The 15407-nt window shown below is 64.0% G+C and carries 14 protein-coding genes; 8 read left to right on the top strand and 6 right to left on the bottom strand.

Annotated elements, in window-relative coordinates:
• The first annotated feature begins 31 nt into the window (after positions 1 to 31).
• Positions 32 to 2779, top strand: coding sequence for a TonB-dependent receptor (locus NDB2M4_RS00395; RefSeq protein ID WP_083555557.1), 2748 nt, complete (start codon positions 32 to 34; stop codon positions 2777 to 2779).
• 77 nt (positions 2780 to 2856) lie between these two features.
• On the opposite strand, the gene NDB2M4_RS00390 is transcribed toward NDB2M4_RS00395, so the two are convergent.
• Complete coding sequence (locus NDB2M4_RS00390; RefSeq protein ID WP_072369030.1) at positions 2857 to 3225, bottom strand: hypothetical protein; 369 nt, start codon at positions 3223 to 3225, stop codon at positions 2857 to 2859.
• A 218-nt stretch (positions 3226 to 3443) separates the two neighbouring features.
• On the opposite strand from NDB2M4_RS00390, the gene NDB2M4_RS00385 reads away from it, so the two are divergent.
• The 3 genes from NDB2M4_RS00385 to NDB2M4_RS00380 all read left to right on the top strand — a co-directional run bounded on the left by NDB2M4_RS00385 (position 3444) and on the right by NDB2M4_RS00380 (position 4980).
• On the top strand, positions 3444 to 4412 hold the full coding sequence (locus NDB2M4_RS00385) for a 2-hydroxyacid dehydrogenase (protein ID WP_072369029.1): 969 nt from the start codon (positions 3444 to 3446) through the stop codon (positions 4410 to 4412).
• 8 nt (positions 4413 to 4420) lie between these two features.
• Positions 4421 to 4567 (top strand): VOC family protein, encoded by a 147-nt coding sequence (locus NDB2M4_RS19880; RefSeq protein ID WP_139247032.1) that lies wholly within the window; start codon positions 4421 to 4423, stop codon positions 4565 to 4567.
• A gap of 101 nt (positions 4568 to 4668) precedes the next feature.
• Entirely contained in the window at positions 4669 to 4980 is a 312-nt protein-coding gene (locus NDB2M4_RS00380) for a DUF4389 domain-containing protein (RefSeq protein ID WP_083555555.1), read from the top strand.
• Between the two features lie 9 nt (positions 4981 to 4989).
• On the opposite strand, the gene NDB2M4_RS00375 is transcribed toward NDB2M4_RS00380, so the two are convergent.
• Positions 4990 to 6333, bottom strand: coding sequence for an amidase (locus tag NDB2M4_RS00375; RefSeq protein ID WP_072369028.1), 1344 nt, complete (start codon positions 6331 to 6333; stop codon positions 4990 to 4992).
• 285 nt (positions 6334 to 6618) lie between these two features.
• On the opposite strand from NDB2M4_RS00375, the gene NDB2M4_RS00370 reads away from it, so the two are divergent.
• On the top strand, positions 6619 to 7812 hold the full coding sequence (locus tag NDB2M4_RS00370) for a pyridoxal-phosphate-dependent aminotransferase family protein (protein ID WP_083555553.1): 1194 nt from the start codon (positions 6619 to 6621) through the stop codon (positions 7810 to 7812).
• A gap of 46 nt (positions 7813 to 7858) precedes the next feature.
• On the opposite strand, the gene NDB2M4_RS00365 is transcribed toward NDB2M4_RS00370, so the two are convergent.
• The 3 genes from NDB2M4_RS00365 to NDB2M4_RS00355 all read right to left on the bottom strand — a co-directional run bounded on the left by NDB2M4_RS00365 (position 7859) and on the right by NDB2M4_RS00355 (position 10177).
• Positions 7859 to 8113 (bottom strand): hypothetical protein, encoded by a 255-nt coding sequence (locus tag NDB2M4_RS00365; protein ID WP_244536005.1) that lies wholly within the window; start codon positions 8111 to 8113, stop codon positions 7859 to 7861.
• 183 nt (positions 8114 to 8296) lie between these two features.
• A complete protein-coding gene (locus tag NDB2M4_RS00360) occupies positions 8297 to 9364 on the bottom strand; it encodes a twin-arginine translocation signal domain-containing protein (RefSeq protein ID WP_072369026.1) in 1068 nt (355 codons plus the stop codon).
• 114 nt (positions 9365 to 9478) lie between these two features.
• A complete protein-coding gene (locus NDB2M4_RS00355; protein WP_072369025.1) occupies positions 9479 to 10177 on the bottom strand; it encodes a DUF1007 family protein in 699 nt (232 codons plus the stop codon).
• 253 nt (positions 10178 to 10430) lie between these two features.
• Here NDB2M4_RS00355 and NDB2M4_RS00350 point away from each other — a divergent pair, with 253 nt between their 5' ends.
• Positions 10431 to 11321 carry a zinc ABC transporter substrate-binding protein gene (locus NDB2M4_RS00350; RefSeq protein WP_139247030.1) on the top strand — a complete coding sequence of 297 codons (891 nt, stop codon included), beginning with the start codon at positions 10431 to 10433 and terminating at the stop codon, positions 11319 to 11321.
• Between the two features lie 70 nt (positions 11322 to 11391).
• On the opposite strand, the gene NDB2M4_RS20320 is transcribed toward NDB2M4_RS00350, so the two are convergent.
• Complete coding sequence (locus NDB2M4_RS20320) at positions 11392 to 12480, bottom strand: L,D-transpeptidase (RefSeq protein ID WP_083555551.1); 1089 nt, start codon at positions 12478 to 12480, stop codon at positions 11392 to 11394.
• 605 nt (positions 12481 to 13085) lie between these two features.
• On the opposite strand from NDB2M4_RS20320, the gene NDB2M4_RS00340 reads away from it, so the two are divergent.
• Both NDB2M4_RS00340 and NDB2M4_RS00335 read left to right on the top strand, forming a co-directional pair.
• Positions 13086 to 13940 carry an ImuA family protein gene (locus tag NDB2M4_RS00340; protein WP_072369024.1) on the top strand — a complete coding sequence of 285 codons (855 nt, stop codon included), beginning with the start codon at positions 13086 to 13088 and terminating at the stop codon, positions 13938 to 13940.
• Positions 13858 to 15405 carry a Y-family DNA polymerase gene (locus NDB2M4_RS00335; protein ID WP_072369023.1) on the top strand — a complete coding sequence of 516 codons (1548 nt, stop codon included), beginning with the start codon at positions 13858 to 13860 and terminating at the stop codon, positions 15403 to 15405. The genes NDB2M4_RS00340 and NDB2M4_RS00335 overlap by 83 nt, the downstream gene beginning before the upstream one ends.
• The last annotated feature ends 2 nt before the right edge of the window (positions 15406 to 15407 follow it).

Raw genomic sequence — 15407 nt, 5'->3', positions numbered from 1 at the left:
ACAGCAAAAATTCATTCTTCGAGGGGGCGAGATGGACGGCAGAGGCCTGAGACGGTTGGCGCGGGCGGCTGGCGTAACTGCGTTATTGATTGTTCCAGCAGGTGCGCAGCAGGCAACCACTCCCGCACCTCAGCAGGCAGCGCCGGCACAGGGCGCGCCGCCTTCAGGGACGCCGTCGCAGGCTCCATCGCCAGCTTCGCCGCCAGCTCAGGCAGCGCCCGCACCTGGCACAGCGCCTCCGGCTGCCGCGCCCAACGCGACAGCGCAACAGCCGACGCCGCCGGTCCCCGCGGCGAACCAGCTTCCGCCGGTAGAGGTCATTCAGAAGAAGGCGCAGCCGGCACCCAAGGCGGCTGCCAAGAAGCCCGCGCCGACGAAGAAGCAGGTGGTTTCACCGGCCCCGCAACCGGCTCCCGCGCCAGCAGCTCCTCCAGTCACCGCCACACCGCAGCCGGTACAGCTTCTCGATACGCCAGCTACCTATGAGCCGGGCGAGGGAGGCATCGACAGCGGCTCGGTGCAGATGTCGCCCGTGCAGGGCAGCGCCATTCCGATCGGCAAGTTCCCCGGCGGCGTCGGCCGTGCCAGCGCGGAGGACTTCGCGCGAACGGGTTACACGTCCGTGCCGGAAGTGCTGCAGCAGACGGTCCCGGGCGTCATCTTAGAAGATGCGCAGGGCAACGTGTTCCAGCGCAACTTGCAGTTCCGCGGCTATGAATCATCGCCGGTCAACGGCGTGCCGCAGGGGCTTGCAGTCTATCAGAACGGCGTGCGCATCAACGAAAGCTTCGGCGACATCGTCAACTACGACTTCCTTCCGGACAACGCCATCAGCGGCATGACGCTGATCGGCGCCAACCCGGTGTTCGGCCTGAACGCACTGGGCGGCGCGCTGACGATCATGATGCGCGACGGCTGGAACTATCAGGGCGCTGAGCTCAACATCATGGGTGGCTCGTTCGGTCGCTATCAGGGCGGGCTCGCCGTCGGTGGCAACAGCGGCTCGTGGGCTGGGTTCATGTCGCTCGAAGGCATCCACGACAACGGTTATCGCGATTTCTCGCAGTCGCGCATCCGCCGCATGTATGCGGATATCGGTGCAAGGGGTGATGGCACGGAATTCCACTTGAACTTCACGGGTGCCGCGAACTTTGTCGGCGTGACTGCGGCAGCGCCCGAGCAGCTACTCGACCTCAGCTGGAGCAACACCTTCACCTCGCCGCAGACGACGAAGAACCAGGTGGCGATGATCTCGGCCAACGGCAGCATCGAGGTGTCGCCAACGTGGTCGTTGCAGGGTGTCGGCTACTATCGGTGGTTCAAGCAATCGCACATCGACGGCAACATCTCCGAGGCTTCGGCGTGCGCCGGCGACCCCAGCATTCTCTGTCTCGAAGGCGAGGAAATGGGCGGCTCGGGACCCGGTGTTAACGCCGACGGCACCATTCCGACTGATATCGCCGATACTCTCGGATCTTTGGATAGCACCTCGCAGATCACGAACAGCTTTGGCTTCTCAGGGCAGGCGGTCAACAAGGACTACATTGCCGGTTTCAAGAACCAATTCCTGATCGGCGCGAGCTACGATCAAGGCAACGTGTCGTACGGTGCGAACTCTACGCTCGGATCGTTCGAGCCCCTGTTCGTGGTCAACAGCCTCGACATTCTGCTGACCGAGCCGGATGACGTGCAGCCGCGTAATCTGGCCACCACCAATAACTATGTAGGTCTCTACCTGTCAGACACGGTCGATCTCACGACCGACCTCGCGCTTACGGTTGGGGGCCGCTATAATTTCGCTCGCGTGCTGATCGAGGACAAGTCTGGCCTCGCTCCCGAGCTCAACGGCAACAATAGCTATCAGCGCTTCAATCCCATGGTCGGCGCCACGTATCTGATCTCGCCGGGACTGACGCTGTATGGTGGCTATGCGGAAGCCAACCGCGCTCCGACGCCGGCCGAGCTTGCTTGCGCTGATCCCAATAATCCGTGCTTGCTCGAAAGCTTCCTGACGGCAGACCCGCCGCTGGAGCAGGTCGTGTCGCACACCTGGGAGCTTGGCCTGCGTGGCAAGCTCCAGGGGTATAACAATGAACGGTTCGAGTGGAGCGCGGGGCTCTTCCGCGCCCTCAACACCAACGACATCTACACGGTGGCGGCGCCGATTACGGGCCGCGGCTATTTCGACAACATCGGTGACACGCTGCGGCAGGGCGTTGAAATCGGCGGCCGGTACGTGGACCAGCGTTGGATGATGTACGCCAACTACGCGCTGGTGGATGCGACGTTCCAGTCGAGTTTCATCCTGCCGTCGCCGAACAATCCGGTCGCGTTCGAATGCGGCGAGAACGACGGTGAAGAAGTGACCTGCGTGCAGGTCAATTCCGGCGATCGTATCCCCGGCATTCCATTGAGCCGCTTCAAGGCGGGCTTCGATTACCTGATCACGCCGCAGTGGCGGTTCGGTGCCGACCTCACGGCGGCTTCCAGCCAGGTCTTCTACGGCGACGAAGGCAACGACACTGCGCCGCTGGGTGGCTACGCCAAGGTCGATCTGCACACTTACTACGACCTCACGGAGAACGTGCAGCTCTACGGCCTCATCTACAACCTCTTCAATTCGCACTACGGGCTGTTCGGCAACTACTTCAACCTGGAAGCGGCGAACGAAGCTTCGGAAGCCAATCCCGCAACGGGCGCCGACTTCTTCACGAACGCGCGCACAATCACACCGGCTCCGCCGCTGGTGGCCTACGGCGGTGTGAAGTTCCACTACTAAGTCGGTACTAAGTCGGTCTCAGTGCTCCCGGGCGCCGGCGGTCTTGAAAGAGGCTGCCGGCGCTTTTTGTTGCCCGGCTACATTTGCGTGACGTAGGCGCGCTCCTCGATCACGTCGTACTCGCAGACGGGGGCGGCGCCAGCGTTGGCGAGCGTCAGGACCACGTGGGGGTGCTTGAAGCGCAGCGGCCAGCGCTCGTTGGCGAGCTGCCAGAAGCGGACATCGACGTTCGAGCGGCCGATGACCAGGTCTACCGTGCTGGGACGCGTCCAAAGCGGGGCCGCGATGCCGGAGACGGGCATATAGGTGCTCTGACACGCGGCGATCGCGCGTTCGCGGTAGGCGCGGATGAGGGCTTCCTCAGCGCCGTCGCGGTAGAGGCGATCTTGGACCCATATTTTTGCCCCCGCCAGCACGGCGAGCGTGAGAACGATTGCTCTCAGCATGGAGGTCAGCTCCGCTTGAGAGGGAGAGGATCCGCGGGGTCTTTCGGCAGCGCAGCATGCGAGGGGGAGATTTTCGCCCCGGTATGGTGAAGAAAGCGTTGCCCAACGTGTCGCTGCGCTTGTCAGGCGGGGCCCATTGCGGCATGGATCGCGGCCATGTATCGAGCGGGCTTCGACTTTAGTCCCGCAACAGGTTGGCCTTCCGGGGGAGACGTCCCATGAGCAAGAAAAAAATCCTGATCACCTGGCCTCTGCCGGAGGCCGTCATGGCCCGCGCCCGCGAGAGCTACGATGTCATCGCGCACGGCGACAACCCGAAGATCACCGTCGACGAGATGCTGGAGACGGCGAAGTCGGTAGACGCGATCCTGCTGACGCTGAACGAGAAGTGCCCGAAGGCGGTGATCGACCGGGTGCCCGAGAACATCAAGTGCATCTCGACGTTCTCGATCGGCTTCGACCACATCGATCTGGAAGCCTGCAAGGCGCGCGGCATCAAGGTGGGCAACGCCCCGCACGGTGTCACGGTCGCCACGGCCGAGATCGCCATGCTGCTGCTGCTCGGCTCGGCGCGCCGCGCCTCCGAGGGTGAGCGCATGATCCGCACGCACTCCTGGCCGGGCTGGCAGCCGCTGCAGCTCGTTGGCCAGCGCCTCGACAACAAGAACCTGGGCATCTACGGCTTCGGCAAGATCGGCCAGGCGCTGGCGCAGCGCGCGCGCGGGTTCGACATGAACATCCACTATTACGACATCTACCGTGCGAAGCCCGAGGTCGAGGCGAAGTACAACGCTACGTATCACGACAGCCTCGACAGCCTGCTCGGCGTGTCGCAGTTCTTCTCGATCAACGCGCCGTCGACGCCGGAGACGCGCTACTTCTTCAACAAGGACGTGATCGAGAAGCTGCCGCAGGGCGCCATCGTCGTGAACACGGCGCGCGGCGACCTCGTCAAGGACGAGGACATGATCGCGGCGCTGAAGTCGGGTCGTCTGGGCTATGCCGGTCTCGATGTCTTCGCGGGTGAGCCCAACATCAACGAGGGCTACTACGACCTGCCGAACACGTTCCTGTTCCCGCACCTGGGATCGGCGGCGGTCGAAGCGCGGAATCAGATGGGCTTCGAGGCGCTCGACAACATCGACGCGTTCTTCGCCGGCAAGGACATGCCGTTCAAGCTCGCATAAGGATCGCCATGGGCGTCAAGCTCGCGCGTATCATTCTTTATGTTCAAGACGTTGAGCGCCTGTCGGAGTTCTACCGGCAGGCGTTCGGCTTTCCGCTCGTGCGCGATCTCGAGGGCAATGCGTTTCAGCTCGCGGAGACGGGCGAAAAGGGCTAATCAAAAGGTAAGACTACGGAGGGATTATCGGGGGGAGATGGAGTGAATCGAGGCGTCGCGCTCTGCCTGCTGGCCGAGGCGACACGAAGAGGAGCACTGCCATGGAACCTATCGAGCAGACCTCAACCGGCGCCGTGACGCCGGAGCGCAAGTCCTCCTTCGGCGACATCGCCGTGTGGATGCGCGGCCTCTACATGCTGCTTCTGGCGCTGGCGTTCGGAATTGCGCAAACGCTTCTGTGCGTGACGGCGATCGCGCAATTCCTGTGGCTCTTGTTCTCGGGTGAGCCCAACCGTCAGCTGGTGAAGTTCGGCAGTTCGCTGGCGAAATGGGTCGCGGACACGGCCAAATTCCTCACCTTCGTCAGCGACGAGAAGCCGTTCCCGTGGGCAGCGTGGCCTGCCGCAGACTAGGCGCACGCTTCAGCCCTGGCCAGTTACCGCATCTGCCAGCCAACGTCCTGTGCGAAGCAGGCGCGCATCGTCGTGGCGGAGGCCGACCAGCTGAACGCCGACGGGCAAACCCTTCGCTTCGAGCAGTGGCAGCGACAGCGCGGGCATGCCGAGGTAGGTCCACAGGCCATTCATGATCGGGCTCCCGGTGATCGCGAAGCCTTCGGGCGCCGGTCCTAGTGCGGCGGCAGTGAGGATGGCGCTGAAACCGCGCATGGCCATAGCGATGGTGCGGTAGGCTGGCTCGCGGCCGGTGATCGATCGCAAGTATGTCTGCGCGTCGACGGCGCGACCTTCCTTCAGTCGTTGAGTGAGGCCAGCGGAGATGTGCTGCGGGGCTTCGTCCAGCAGCGGGCCATAATAATGGGCGTTTTCGGCGAGCTGTACGATGCGCTGCCATTCGATGACATCGGCCAGGACTGGTATTTCGATCTCGACGGCGCGGTCGCCAAGGCGGGCGATGAGAGCCTCTAATGCGGCCTGCATTTCGGGATCGGCGTCCGACCAGGGCGGAGGCTTCACGAATGCGAAGCGTGGCGGGACAGGTGGGCGGGCGCGCGACGTGGCGAGCAGGCTTGGGCGGCTGCGGCGGAAGCTGACTTCATCATCGGGCTCAAGTGCCGCCATGCTGTCAGTGAGAAGGGCCACGTCTTCAATCGAGTGGCCGTAAACGCCTACCGTATCGAGTGTATGCGACTGCATCAGCACGCCCGCGCGGGGGATGAGGCCAAGCGTCGGCTTGAAGCCGTACACGCCGCAGAAGGAAGCCGGGCGGATAATCGACCCGGCAGTCTGGCTGCCGAGCGCGGCCGGGATCATGTGATCTGCAACGGCGGCAGCTGAACCTGCTGACGATCCCCCGGGCGTGTGGCCGAGATTGACGGGGTTGCGCGTGCGAGCGGGCGTCAACAGCGCCAGCTCCGTGGTGACCGTCTTGCCGATGATGATGGCGCCCGCTGCGCGCAGGGCCGCGACGCACGTTGCGTCGCGCTCGGGACGACGGCCGGCAAAGATGGGGCATCCGTTTTCGGTTGGATAGTCGGCAGTGTCGAAGATGTCTTTGACGCCGATGGGGACGCCATGCAGGGGGCCGACATCATCGCCGCGGTCAAGCTGCGCATCGGCTTCGCGCGCTTCAGTGATCGCAAGGTCGGGGTCGAGATGCGCCCAAGCGCCGACCTCTGGCTCGCGCTCGGTGATGCGTTCAAGGCACGCGCTGACAAGATCAACAGAGGAAATCGCCCCCTCCTTGATCGCGGTCGCGGCGGCCGTGGCAGAGAGTGCGGTGAGGTCGCTGGGAAGCGGGCGGCTCATACTTTAGATGGCTCCAATTGCGTCGTGTGGGCGGTGGGCGAGGAAGCAGCGGCGCGCCAAGGCGGTGTATCTTGGCCAGGTGCCTGGTTCCTACAGCCCACAGCGGGCCGTGGCATTGTGCTCAATCCTCGTGCAGGTGGCTTGACGGCTCTTTGCTTTCATACCTATAGCTGCTCCTTCCGCAGATAAAAGAAGCCTCGAGGGTTGCCTCGTACCCGGTTTCTACCGGGGTGGCGCCGCAAGGAGATGCTGCGGAAAACGTAGAGCATGCCGAGGGGAACGCACATGGCCAACCAGACCGGCCGCCACTTCCTGCAGATACCTGGACCGACGCCGGTGCCGGAGCGAATCCTCAATGCCATGTCGCGGCAGATGCTGGATCACCGCGGTCCGACATTCTGCGAATTCGGGCAGAAGCTCTTCGCTGACGTCAAAACGATTTTCAAGACGCAGAACCCCGTCATCATTTATCCCTCGTCCGGCACGGGCGCGTGGGAAGCGGCGTTCGTCAACACGTTGTCGCCCGGCGACCAGGTTCTGGTGATCGAGACCGGGCAGTTCGCCGTGCTGTGGCGCAACATGGCCGAGCGCATGGGCCTGAAGCCCGAGGTGCTGCCGACCGACTGGCATTCAGGCGGCGATGCGAACGCGCTCGAAGCGCGCCTCAAGAAGGACAGCTCGCATCAGATCAAGGCCGTGTGCGTGGTGCACAACGAGACCTCGACGGGTGCGCGCACGTGGGTCGACGACATGCGCCGCGCGATCGATGCGGCGAAGCATCCGGCGCTGCTGATGGTCGACGCGATTTCGTCGCTCGCGGCGATGGATCTGCGCTTCGACGAGTGGGGCATCGACGTTGCGATATCGGGCTCGCAGAAGGGCCTGATGCTGCCGCCGGGGATGTCGTTCACGGCGGTCAGCCCGAAGGCGATTGCGGCGTCGAAGAAGGCGAAGCTGCCGCGCTCGTACTGGAATTGGGACGACATGCTCGCGATCAATCCGACGGGCACGTTCCCCTACACGCCGCCTGTCGGGCTGCTGTTCGGCCTTTCCGAGGCGATCGCGATGCTGCACGAGGAAGGCCTCGACAACGTATTTGCGCGCCACGAGCGTCTCTCCGAGGCGACGCGCCGGGCGGTGCGCGGTTGGGGGCTGGAGACGTGGTGCCGCGATGCGCGCGGTCATTCGCCTGCGGTGACGGCGGTGGCGATGCCAGACGGGCACAACGCCGATACATTCCGCAAGCTGGTGCTCGAGAACTTCAACATGTCGCTCGGCACGGGGCTCAACAAGCTGGCCGGCAAGGCGTTCCGCATCGGCCATCTCGGATACACGAACGAGCTCACCATTCTCGGTGCGCTGACGGGTGTCGAGATGGGGCTGGAACTTGCCGGCGTGCCGCACCAGAAGGGCGGCGTGGCGGCGGCGATGGCATACATCGCCGAGACCGCACGTCCGGCCACCGCTAAAGCGGCTTAACAAAATCGCGGGCCGGACGTGATCCTGGCCCGCGCATTTTCTTAGATTATTTCGCAGACGCTTCGAGAAGCGGTCCTTTGACCGACTTCGGCACGTTCGATGGGCCGGAGTAGCCGGCGAGTGCGAGCTGCATCTTGCACTTGTTGCCAAGCTTCATGTAGCGGGCGACGACGCAGCTTTTCACCTTCGCGTAGGTAGGCGATGGGCCAAGGCAGCCGATGCGGCGCACGTCGCTTTCGCATGCTGCGCGCAGCGCAGGTGTGACTTCAGGCGGGAGCTTCAGCTCTTCTGCAATAGCCATGGATGCTGCCGGCCATGCGATAATCAAGGCAGCTACGCGCGCAATATTCATTACTTCCCCCTGGTGAGTGGCCGAGGTCATCATCAGTCAGTGCGATGCAGCAAAATATTGACGAAGCGGCCGCTGCGACAGCTCACCGCAGAAATAAGTTACTGAGCGTGATCTGGGTCAGCGACGAGCTGCTCAGACGGAGGCTTGCGCGCTGATCGTGTTCGCGCGGAATGCCGCGAAGCTCGCGGCGATGCGCCGGGACGTTGCGTCTGTGCCTGCGGCGTGGGCAACGACCGCCGCTGCCACGCGCTGAATGGCGTGGTTAAGCTCTGCTGCGATCGGCCAAATGCGATCAGGGCTGGGCGTGGGATGTAGCATGGGGCGGTGTGCTTCTTCCTCGGAAAGGGAGAGCTGGAACTCCGCTGCCGCTGCCGCGCTGATCATGTTCTGCTCGCCAGCGTCGAGACTATCCCAGAGCCCGCGACGCACGCCGAGGAGCATCGCGGTTCCGTTCTGATTGATGCTGGTGCCTGTGAGGTAAGGCGCGGCCGCCGGAATTTGCAGCGCGTAGCTGACGATCGCGCCGCCGCATTCGGCGATCTCGATGTCGCCTGCTCGCAGCGATGTGGCGATGGCGTCGGCAGGCAGCGAGACGACTTCCAATCCGAGGCCTTTGGCGACGTCTCGGGCCAGCCCGGTGACATGCGTTGTGCGCCCGGCCAGTGTCGCCATCGTATCCACGGGGCGCGTCGCGAGCATAAGGCTGTGCGATCCGGTATGGGCAGCGAGGAGCGGCTTCACACCCGCTTCGGCCGCAAGGTCATCCCAAAGTGCCTGGCCGCCGCCTACGGTGATCCAGGTCTGCAAATCGCGCGGCGCCAGGCCTTGGTCGCCCGGCAGGCCGGCGAAATAGGCAAAGGCGCGGTGCATATCGAGCTGGCTGTCGGCCGCATCGAAGAAAAGATCAGCGTCGCCAGCGCGCACAGCGTCGGCGGCATTTGCGATACCGAATGCTGGCGCAACGCGAATGCGGCCAGCGCTCAGCTCGCCGATGTTGCGGGCAAGCCGACGGGCATAGTCAGCCGGACCAGCAAAGCCATCGTTGAACGGGATTGCGAGGCGAAGCTCTTTGAGGCCCTTGCTCACTGCGGGGCTTGCCGAAGCCGCGACTCCAGCCTCCGTGGCGACTGCCTGCGTAGCAGCTGCGGCGGTGGCAGCGGCAGCTGCGCCGGTCGATTTCAGGAACTCACGCCGATCCATCGCGCCATCCCTTGAGGCAAGCGGCCTAAGCCGCATCAAAACCGATCGTGGCCCACACTACAACAGCGACCGGCATCCGTCTTCCGATGTCAAGCAGCTGAAGTCGAATGCAAATTATGACTTGGCGCAATCGACAGTGACGGTTGCGCCGCCGCTGCCGATGCTGACGGTTCCACCATCGCCCATCGGACCGCCGGCGCCTTGCTGACCATCCTTGCCAAGCGCGTTGGAGAAGGCGTCGTTGAGGCGCTGCGTGTCGCTATCTTCCTCGGGCTCGTGCACGGCGGCTTTGCAGCCTGCCGGTGCGTTGGCGCCGAGCTTCACGGGATCGGTTTCGGCGTAGTCGAAGGCGATGAAGTAGCTGGGGTCGAAGACAGCGAAGTTGAAACCTGGGGTGGCGGCTTCGATGGGTTTTTCGAGCGGCAGTGTGAAGTGGAGCGTGAGGATGCCCTTGTCGGTGTAATCGAGCCAATAGTCGACGGGCGGACTGAACTTCAGCGGATTTTTGCCGACCTTGGCGTAGGTGAAGTAGTCAAACTCCTTGAGGCCATCGATGTTGACCTGCGCCAGCTCTTTCAGCTCCTCGCGGTCGAACTTGCCGTCGCCGTTCTTGTCCAAGCCCTCGATGGCCTGCTGCGTGTACATCTCGTCGAACGTCCAAGCCTGGCGGAGGCCGGTGATGTTGCCTTTGTCGTAGAGTACCGTTTCCTGCATCGTCACCCAGACGTGCGGGTGGGCAGACGCTTTGGTGGCGGCTAGGGCCGCGCAGACTGACACTGCCGTCAGTACGAGCCAGGATCTGGTGGCGTGCACTTGAGGTGTCTCCGGGTCAAAGCAAGGTGCTGCCCGCTAGATGGAGCGGGAAGGTGGCGGTTGCGTGTTCGGCGTGGGTGCACTAACTTGCGGATATTATCACAATCAAGCCATCGATCGGATCTATAGCATGACGGGCGCCCGTTGGACGCTGGGAGAGAAATTTTGCCGCGTGGGCAAGGGGCGCTGGGGGAAACGTTGGGTTTGTGTCTGGCTCCCCGCCATTGCGGCCATTTGCCTGGCGCTGCCCGGGATGGCGTTGGCGGACGAGACGGACGTCGTCGTTACGATCAAGCCGATCCATTCGCTGGTCAGCAACGTGATGGAGGGAGTGGGTACGCCGCTGCTCCTGGTCGACGGGAAGGCATCTCCGCACAGCTTTTCGCTGCGTCCCTCGCAGGTGCAGGCCGTCGATGCCGCGGCGGTGCTCATTCGCGTCTCTGAAAGGCTGGAGCCGTTCACCGGCAAGCTGGTGCGCGCGCTTCCGGAGGGCGTGGAGGTGGTCACCCTGGTCGATGCGCCGGGTGTCCGTCTGCTCGAGCAACGCCATACGGGCACATTCGAGCACCGGCACGACGACGAGCCGGATGGGCACGGTGCCGAGGAGGAGGCTGATGCCAGCGACGCCGACGCGCACATTTGGCTCGATCCCGAAAACGCGAAGGCGATCAGTCGCTATGTGGCGGAGGTGCTCGCGCGACGCTTTCCCGAGCACGCCGCGCGCTTCAAGGCGAACGCTGAGCGCCTCGTCGGCGATATCGATGCGCTGACGAGCGAACTGTCGGCCACAACGCGGCCGCTGCAGGGCAAGCCCTTCGTCGTGTTTCACGACGCTTATCAGTACTTCGATCGCCGGTTTGACCTTGATGCCGTCGGTTCGATCACAGTCAGTCCGGAGGTGCAGCCGAGTGCGAAGCGTCTCATCGAGTTGCGCAACAAGATCCGCGAGCTGAAGGCGCTGTGCGTTTTCGCCGAGCCGCTGTTTCAGCCTCAGCTGGTCGCGGCGCTGACCGAAGGGACGGGCGCGCGGGGTGGCACGCTCGATCCGGAGGGGCTCTCATTGGACGCGGGGCGGCAGCTTTACTTCGTGCTGATGCGCAATCTGGCGAGTTCGCTCCAGGCGTGTCTGGCGCCGGCGCAGTAGGCTACCGAAAAAGAAAAAGGGCAGCTCAGCGCTGCCCTTTTCAATTCGATCGTGGTGCTTCGTCGCTGACTTACAGTGCGGCACTCTTGCCCGGCTCCATCGCCTTCTTGGCGTCCTCAGCCGCCTTCTTTGCGGCTTCGGCGGCGGCGCGGGCAGAGGCGGCTGCCTTGGCGGCAGCTTCGGCGGCTTTCTCAGCCGCAGAGGCGGCATCGTGAGCGCCGGAGCTGTGTGCCGGTGCAGCTGCCGTAGCGGCGGGAGCGCGCGGTGCAGCCGACTTCTTGTGAACCTCGGCGGTCTTCACCGTGGCTGATGGCTGGTGGGCTTCGGATTTCTTGACCGGCTTAGCGGGCTCCAGCGGCTGCTCTGCAGCAGCGGCAAGAGTTGCTTCGTCGGCGTTTGGATCGACGGCGTTGGGATCGGCGGCGTCCGCTTCGCCCATACCGGTTGCCGAAATCTTCTCGACGAGAGAAGACGCGGTGCGCGAGCGAATGCTGCGTCCCGGCGTCTTGTAGGATGCCATCGTCGCGCTGGATGCGTTGGCAGCAGGCGGCTCTGCGCCATCGGCAATATGCTCTGAGGAGAAGCGCTGCCAGGTGACCGTCACCTTGGTGCCGACGGGGACGCGCGGATAAAGGTCGAGCACGTCGTCGTTGAGCATACGGATGCAGCCCTTCGACACCGCCTGACCGATCGTCCAGGGCGCGTCAGTGCCGTGGATACGATACAGGCTGGAGCCGAGGTACATGGCGCGCACGCCAAGCGGGTTCATGCGGTGGCCACCAGGGACCCACAGCGGCAGCTTGGGGTTTTCGCGCAGCATGTCCGGCGTCGGACGCCAAGACGGATTTTCGCGCTTATTGGTGACCGTGGTGGTGCCCTGCCAGCGGCTCTGCTCGCGCGGCACGGCGATCGGATAGCTGATGGCGACGCCCGGCTTGGTGATGAGGTACAAGCGGCGGTCACCGAAGCTGACGATGATCTGGCCCGAGGTGTATTTGGGATCGAAAGAGACGGTCTGCTTGCTGCCGCCCCATTCCTGGCCGCCGCCCCAAAGAAATTCGAACAGACCCTGCGCTTGCGCATGCTGGGTCGTGAATGTGGAAGCGGTGGCAACGAGGGCTGCCAGGGCAATCGAACTCATCAGACTGCGAGACGTCATTACTGAATGTCTCCGGGGGTTAGTTTCGCTCGCGGGGAGCTTGCGGCCATAAGGTGAAGGCATCGTATATAGCAGTCTCATTTCTCGACGGCAGAGCAGGCGGGCCACACTGTGTTCGCATCCGCACCCTGAAGTGTTCTTTGGTGGGTTTTTCTGGCGACTGTCGCATTAGTGCACGGCCAAGAGCCTGATTTTCCATCACTTCCGCGCCTGTTGGTGCGGCAGTCTGGCTGCAGACCGAGTCGATTCGTCTGTGTGCAACCCCTTTGCTGTGGAGAATCTGTGCATCACTCCGGGTGTGACTGAGCAACCTTCTTGGACGTCGTTTGTTCTCTGTTTGATCTTGACGTGAACGCGTTTGGCATTTAGAACAAATGACGAACTCGATGACGTGTCATCGCAACGTTTGGTGCGAGAGCGTTCCAGTGGATCAGCCAGCCTCATCCCCCACCCCACCGTCCGGCTGTCTGCCCTGGGTCTCGCGGTCAGAGCCTGGCCCCAGTGCGTGTTCGCGTAGCGAGTTGCGTGGCGTAGGGCCTAGGAGCTCTTGCCCGAACCGGAATGGCGAGTCCCTCCTCGCCGTTCCGGAGGGCGGCATTTCAGGAATGCCCGGATCACTCCTGCCCGCGCTGGGTGGCAGACAGGAGGTGCTGGCGCGATTGCGTGCGAGCATCCGGACGATGGAGCGCGGCGCGCCTGAACTGCAGGCGGTCGATGATCCGCAGACGCGCGGCGGCTGGACTTTGGGTGTTCGAGAGTTCGATCGCCGGTTGGGCGGAGGCCTCGATCCAGCCTCGTTGCATGAAGTGAAGACGGTGCCACGCGGCGCGGGGGCTACGGCGGGCGACTGGGCGGCGGCTCTCGGCTTTGCATTGCGGCTTACGGCGCGTCGTCTTGAATGTCTGACGGGGGCGCAGTCCGCCCCGGCGCCCGTGTTGTGGTGCTGGTCATCGCAATTCGCACGTGAGTTCGGCGCGCCATATGGCGGTGGTCTTGCCGCCTTGGGCTTTGCGCCCTCGGATTGGCTGTTCGTCGAAACGGCGCGGGCGAGCGAAGCCTTGTGGGCGATGGAAGAAGGCTTGCGTTCACAGAGCCTGGCGCTGGTGATCGGGGTTATCAGTGAAGTCGAGCTGACGCCCGCCCGGCGCCTCAGCCTCGCTGCGGCAGAGCACGCAACGCCGTGCCTTCTGGTTACCGATCCGCGGCTGTCTCCTGCCGGCTCCACAGCCACACGCTGGCGCATCGAGGCGTGTTCCAGCGGCAGGCATCCCTTCAATGCATCGGCACCAGGAGCGCAGCGCTACGGCGTTGTGCTGGAGCGCTGCCGACATCGCCCAATGACGCACGAGCATCATCCTCTTTGGTTGGAGTGGTCGGATGAAACGCATCGTTTCCATATGGCTGCCGCTTTGGCCGATCGAGCGTCTGAGGCGCGCGCAGCCGGCGCTCGTTCCCGATGATGCATCGCTTGCCCTCGTCGAGGCAGGCGTCAACGGAATCCGTATAACCGCCGTCACCCCGCAGGCGGCGGCTAAAGGCGTGCGCATCGGCCAGGCCCTCGCCGATGCGCGCGCCGTCTTTCCCGAACTGATGACGCAGCAGGCCGATCCGCGCCGTGATCGCAGCGCGCTGATGCGCCTTGCACGCTGGTGCGGGCGCTATGGTCCGAACAGAAACATCGACGGCGAGGATGGGCTGTGGATCGACATCACAGGGGTGGCGCATCTGTTCGGCGGGGAAGAGCAGCTGCTGAACGATATCGCCACGCGTTTGCGCCAGTTCTCGCTGACGGCGCGCGTCGGCCTTGCCGATACGCTTGGCGCGGCGCATGCCTTGGCGCGCTTTGCGCCGTCGACGCCCGCGGTCGCTGGCGAGGGGCGAACTGAGCCGTCTTTGGCGCGCTTGCCTGTCGAGGCTTTGCGTCTGGTGCCGGATTCGGTGCTGCTGTTGAAGCGTCTCGGTCTGCGACGGATCGGTGATCTTTACCACCTGCCGCGGGCGGCGCTGGGGCGCAGGTTCCGCTCGGCGAAGGGTGTCGAGGCTGTGCTGACTCGTCTCGATCAGGCGCTGGGCGTGCGGGCTGAACCATGCAAGCCACTGCTGGAGCCCCCGGCACTTTATGTGCAGCGCTCCTGGCCTGATCCGCTGATCGCATCGGAGCAGCTGCAATCCGAGATGCGGCTGCTCACCAAGGAGCTTTGCGTGCATCTATGCGCTCGCGGGCTCGGCGCGCGGCACTTGGCGCTGTCGCTCTACCGGGCCGACGGCAGTGTTGCCGAGGTGCGTGCTGGGCTCAGTCAGCCATCATGGGCTGCCGAGCACATGGCGGACTTGCTGCTCGAGAAGATCGCCGCGCTCGATGCCGGCTTCGGTGTCGATGTGATGGTGCTGGCTGCCGTGCAGGTCGAAAGGCCGGGCCTTCAGCAAGAGACGCTTGCAACGCGTCTTACCCATGAGGCGCGTGCGGGGGCCTCAGAGCTCGTCGACCGGCTGACGAACCGATTGGGCGCAGCGCGCGTCAGCCGGATCGTGGCGTGCGAAAGCCATATCCCGGAGCGGGCACAGGTGCGTGTTGCGGCCCTCGCGCGCCAGCGGGCAGCCCTCTGGCCGGAGCATAAAGGTTCCGCGCCACCGCCGTTGTTGCTGCCAAATCCCGAGCCGATCGGGGTCGTCGCGGAGGTGCCGGAAGGGCCGCCGGCGAGTTTCACTTGGCGACGGGTGGAGCGACGCATCGTGCGCGCGGAAGGACCGCAACGCGTGGCTCCGGAATGGTGGGACGAGATCAGCACGAAGAAGAGCGGCACGCGCGATTACTACCGCATCGAGGATGAAGGAGGCGCGGGCTACTGGGTGTTTCGCGAAGGGCTTTACGGGCGGGGAGAAGAGGATCTGCCACGCTGGTTCCTGCATGGCCTCTATGGGTGAAG

It is taken from the genome of Hyphomicrobium sp. NDB2Meth4, assembly GCF_900117445.1.
Lineage (GTDB): Bacteria > Pseudomonadota > Alphaproteobacteria > Rhizobiales > Hyphomicrobiaceae > Hyphomicrobium_A.
The sequence above is the reverse complement of the archived record's forward strand: the minus strand, read 5'-3'. Positions and strand labels throughout refer to the sequence as shown.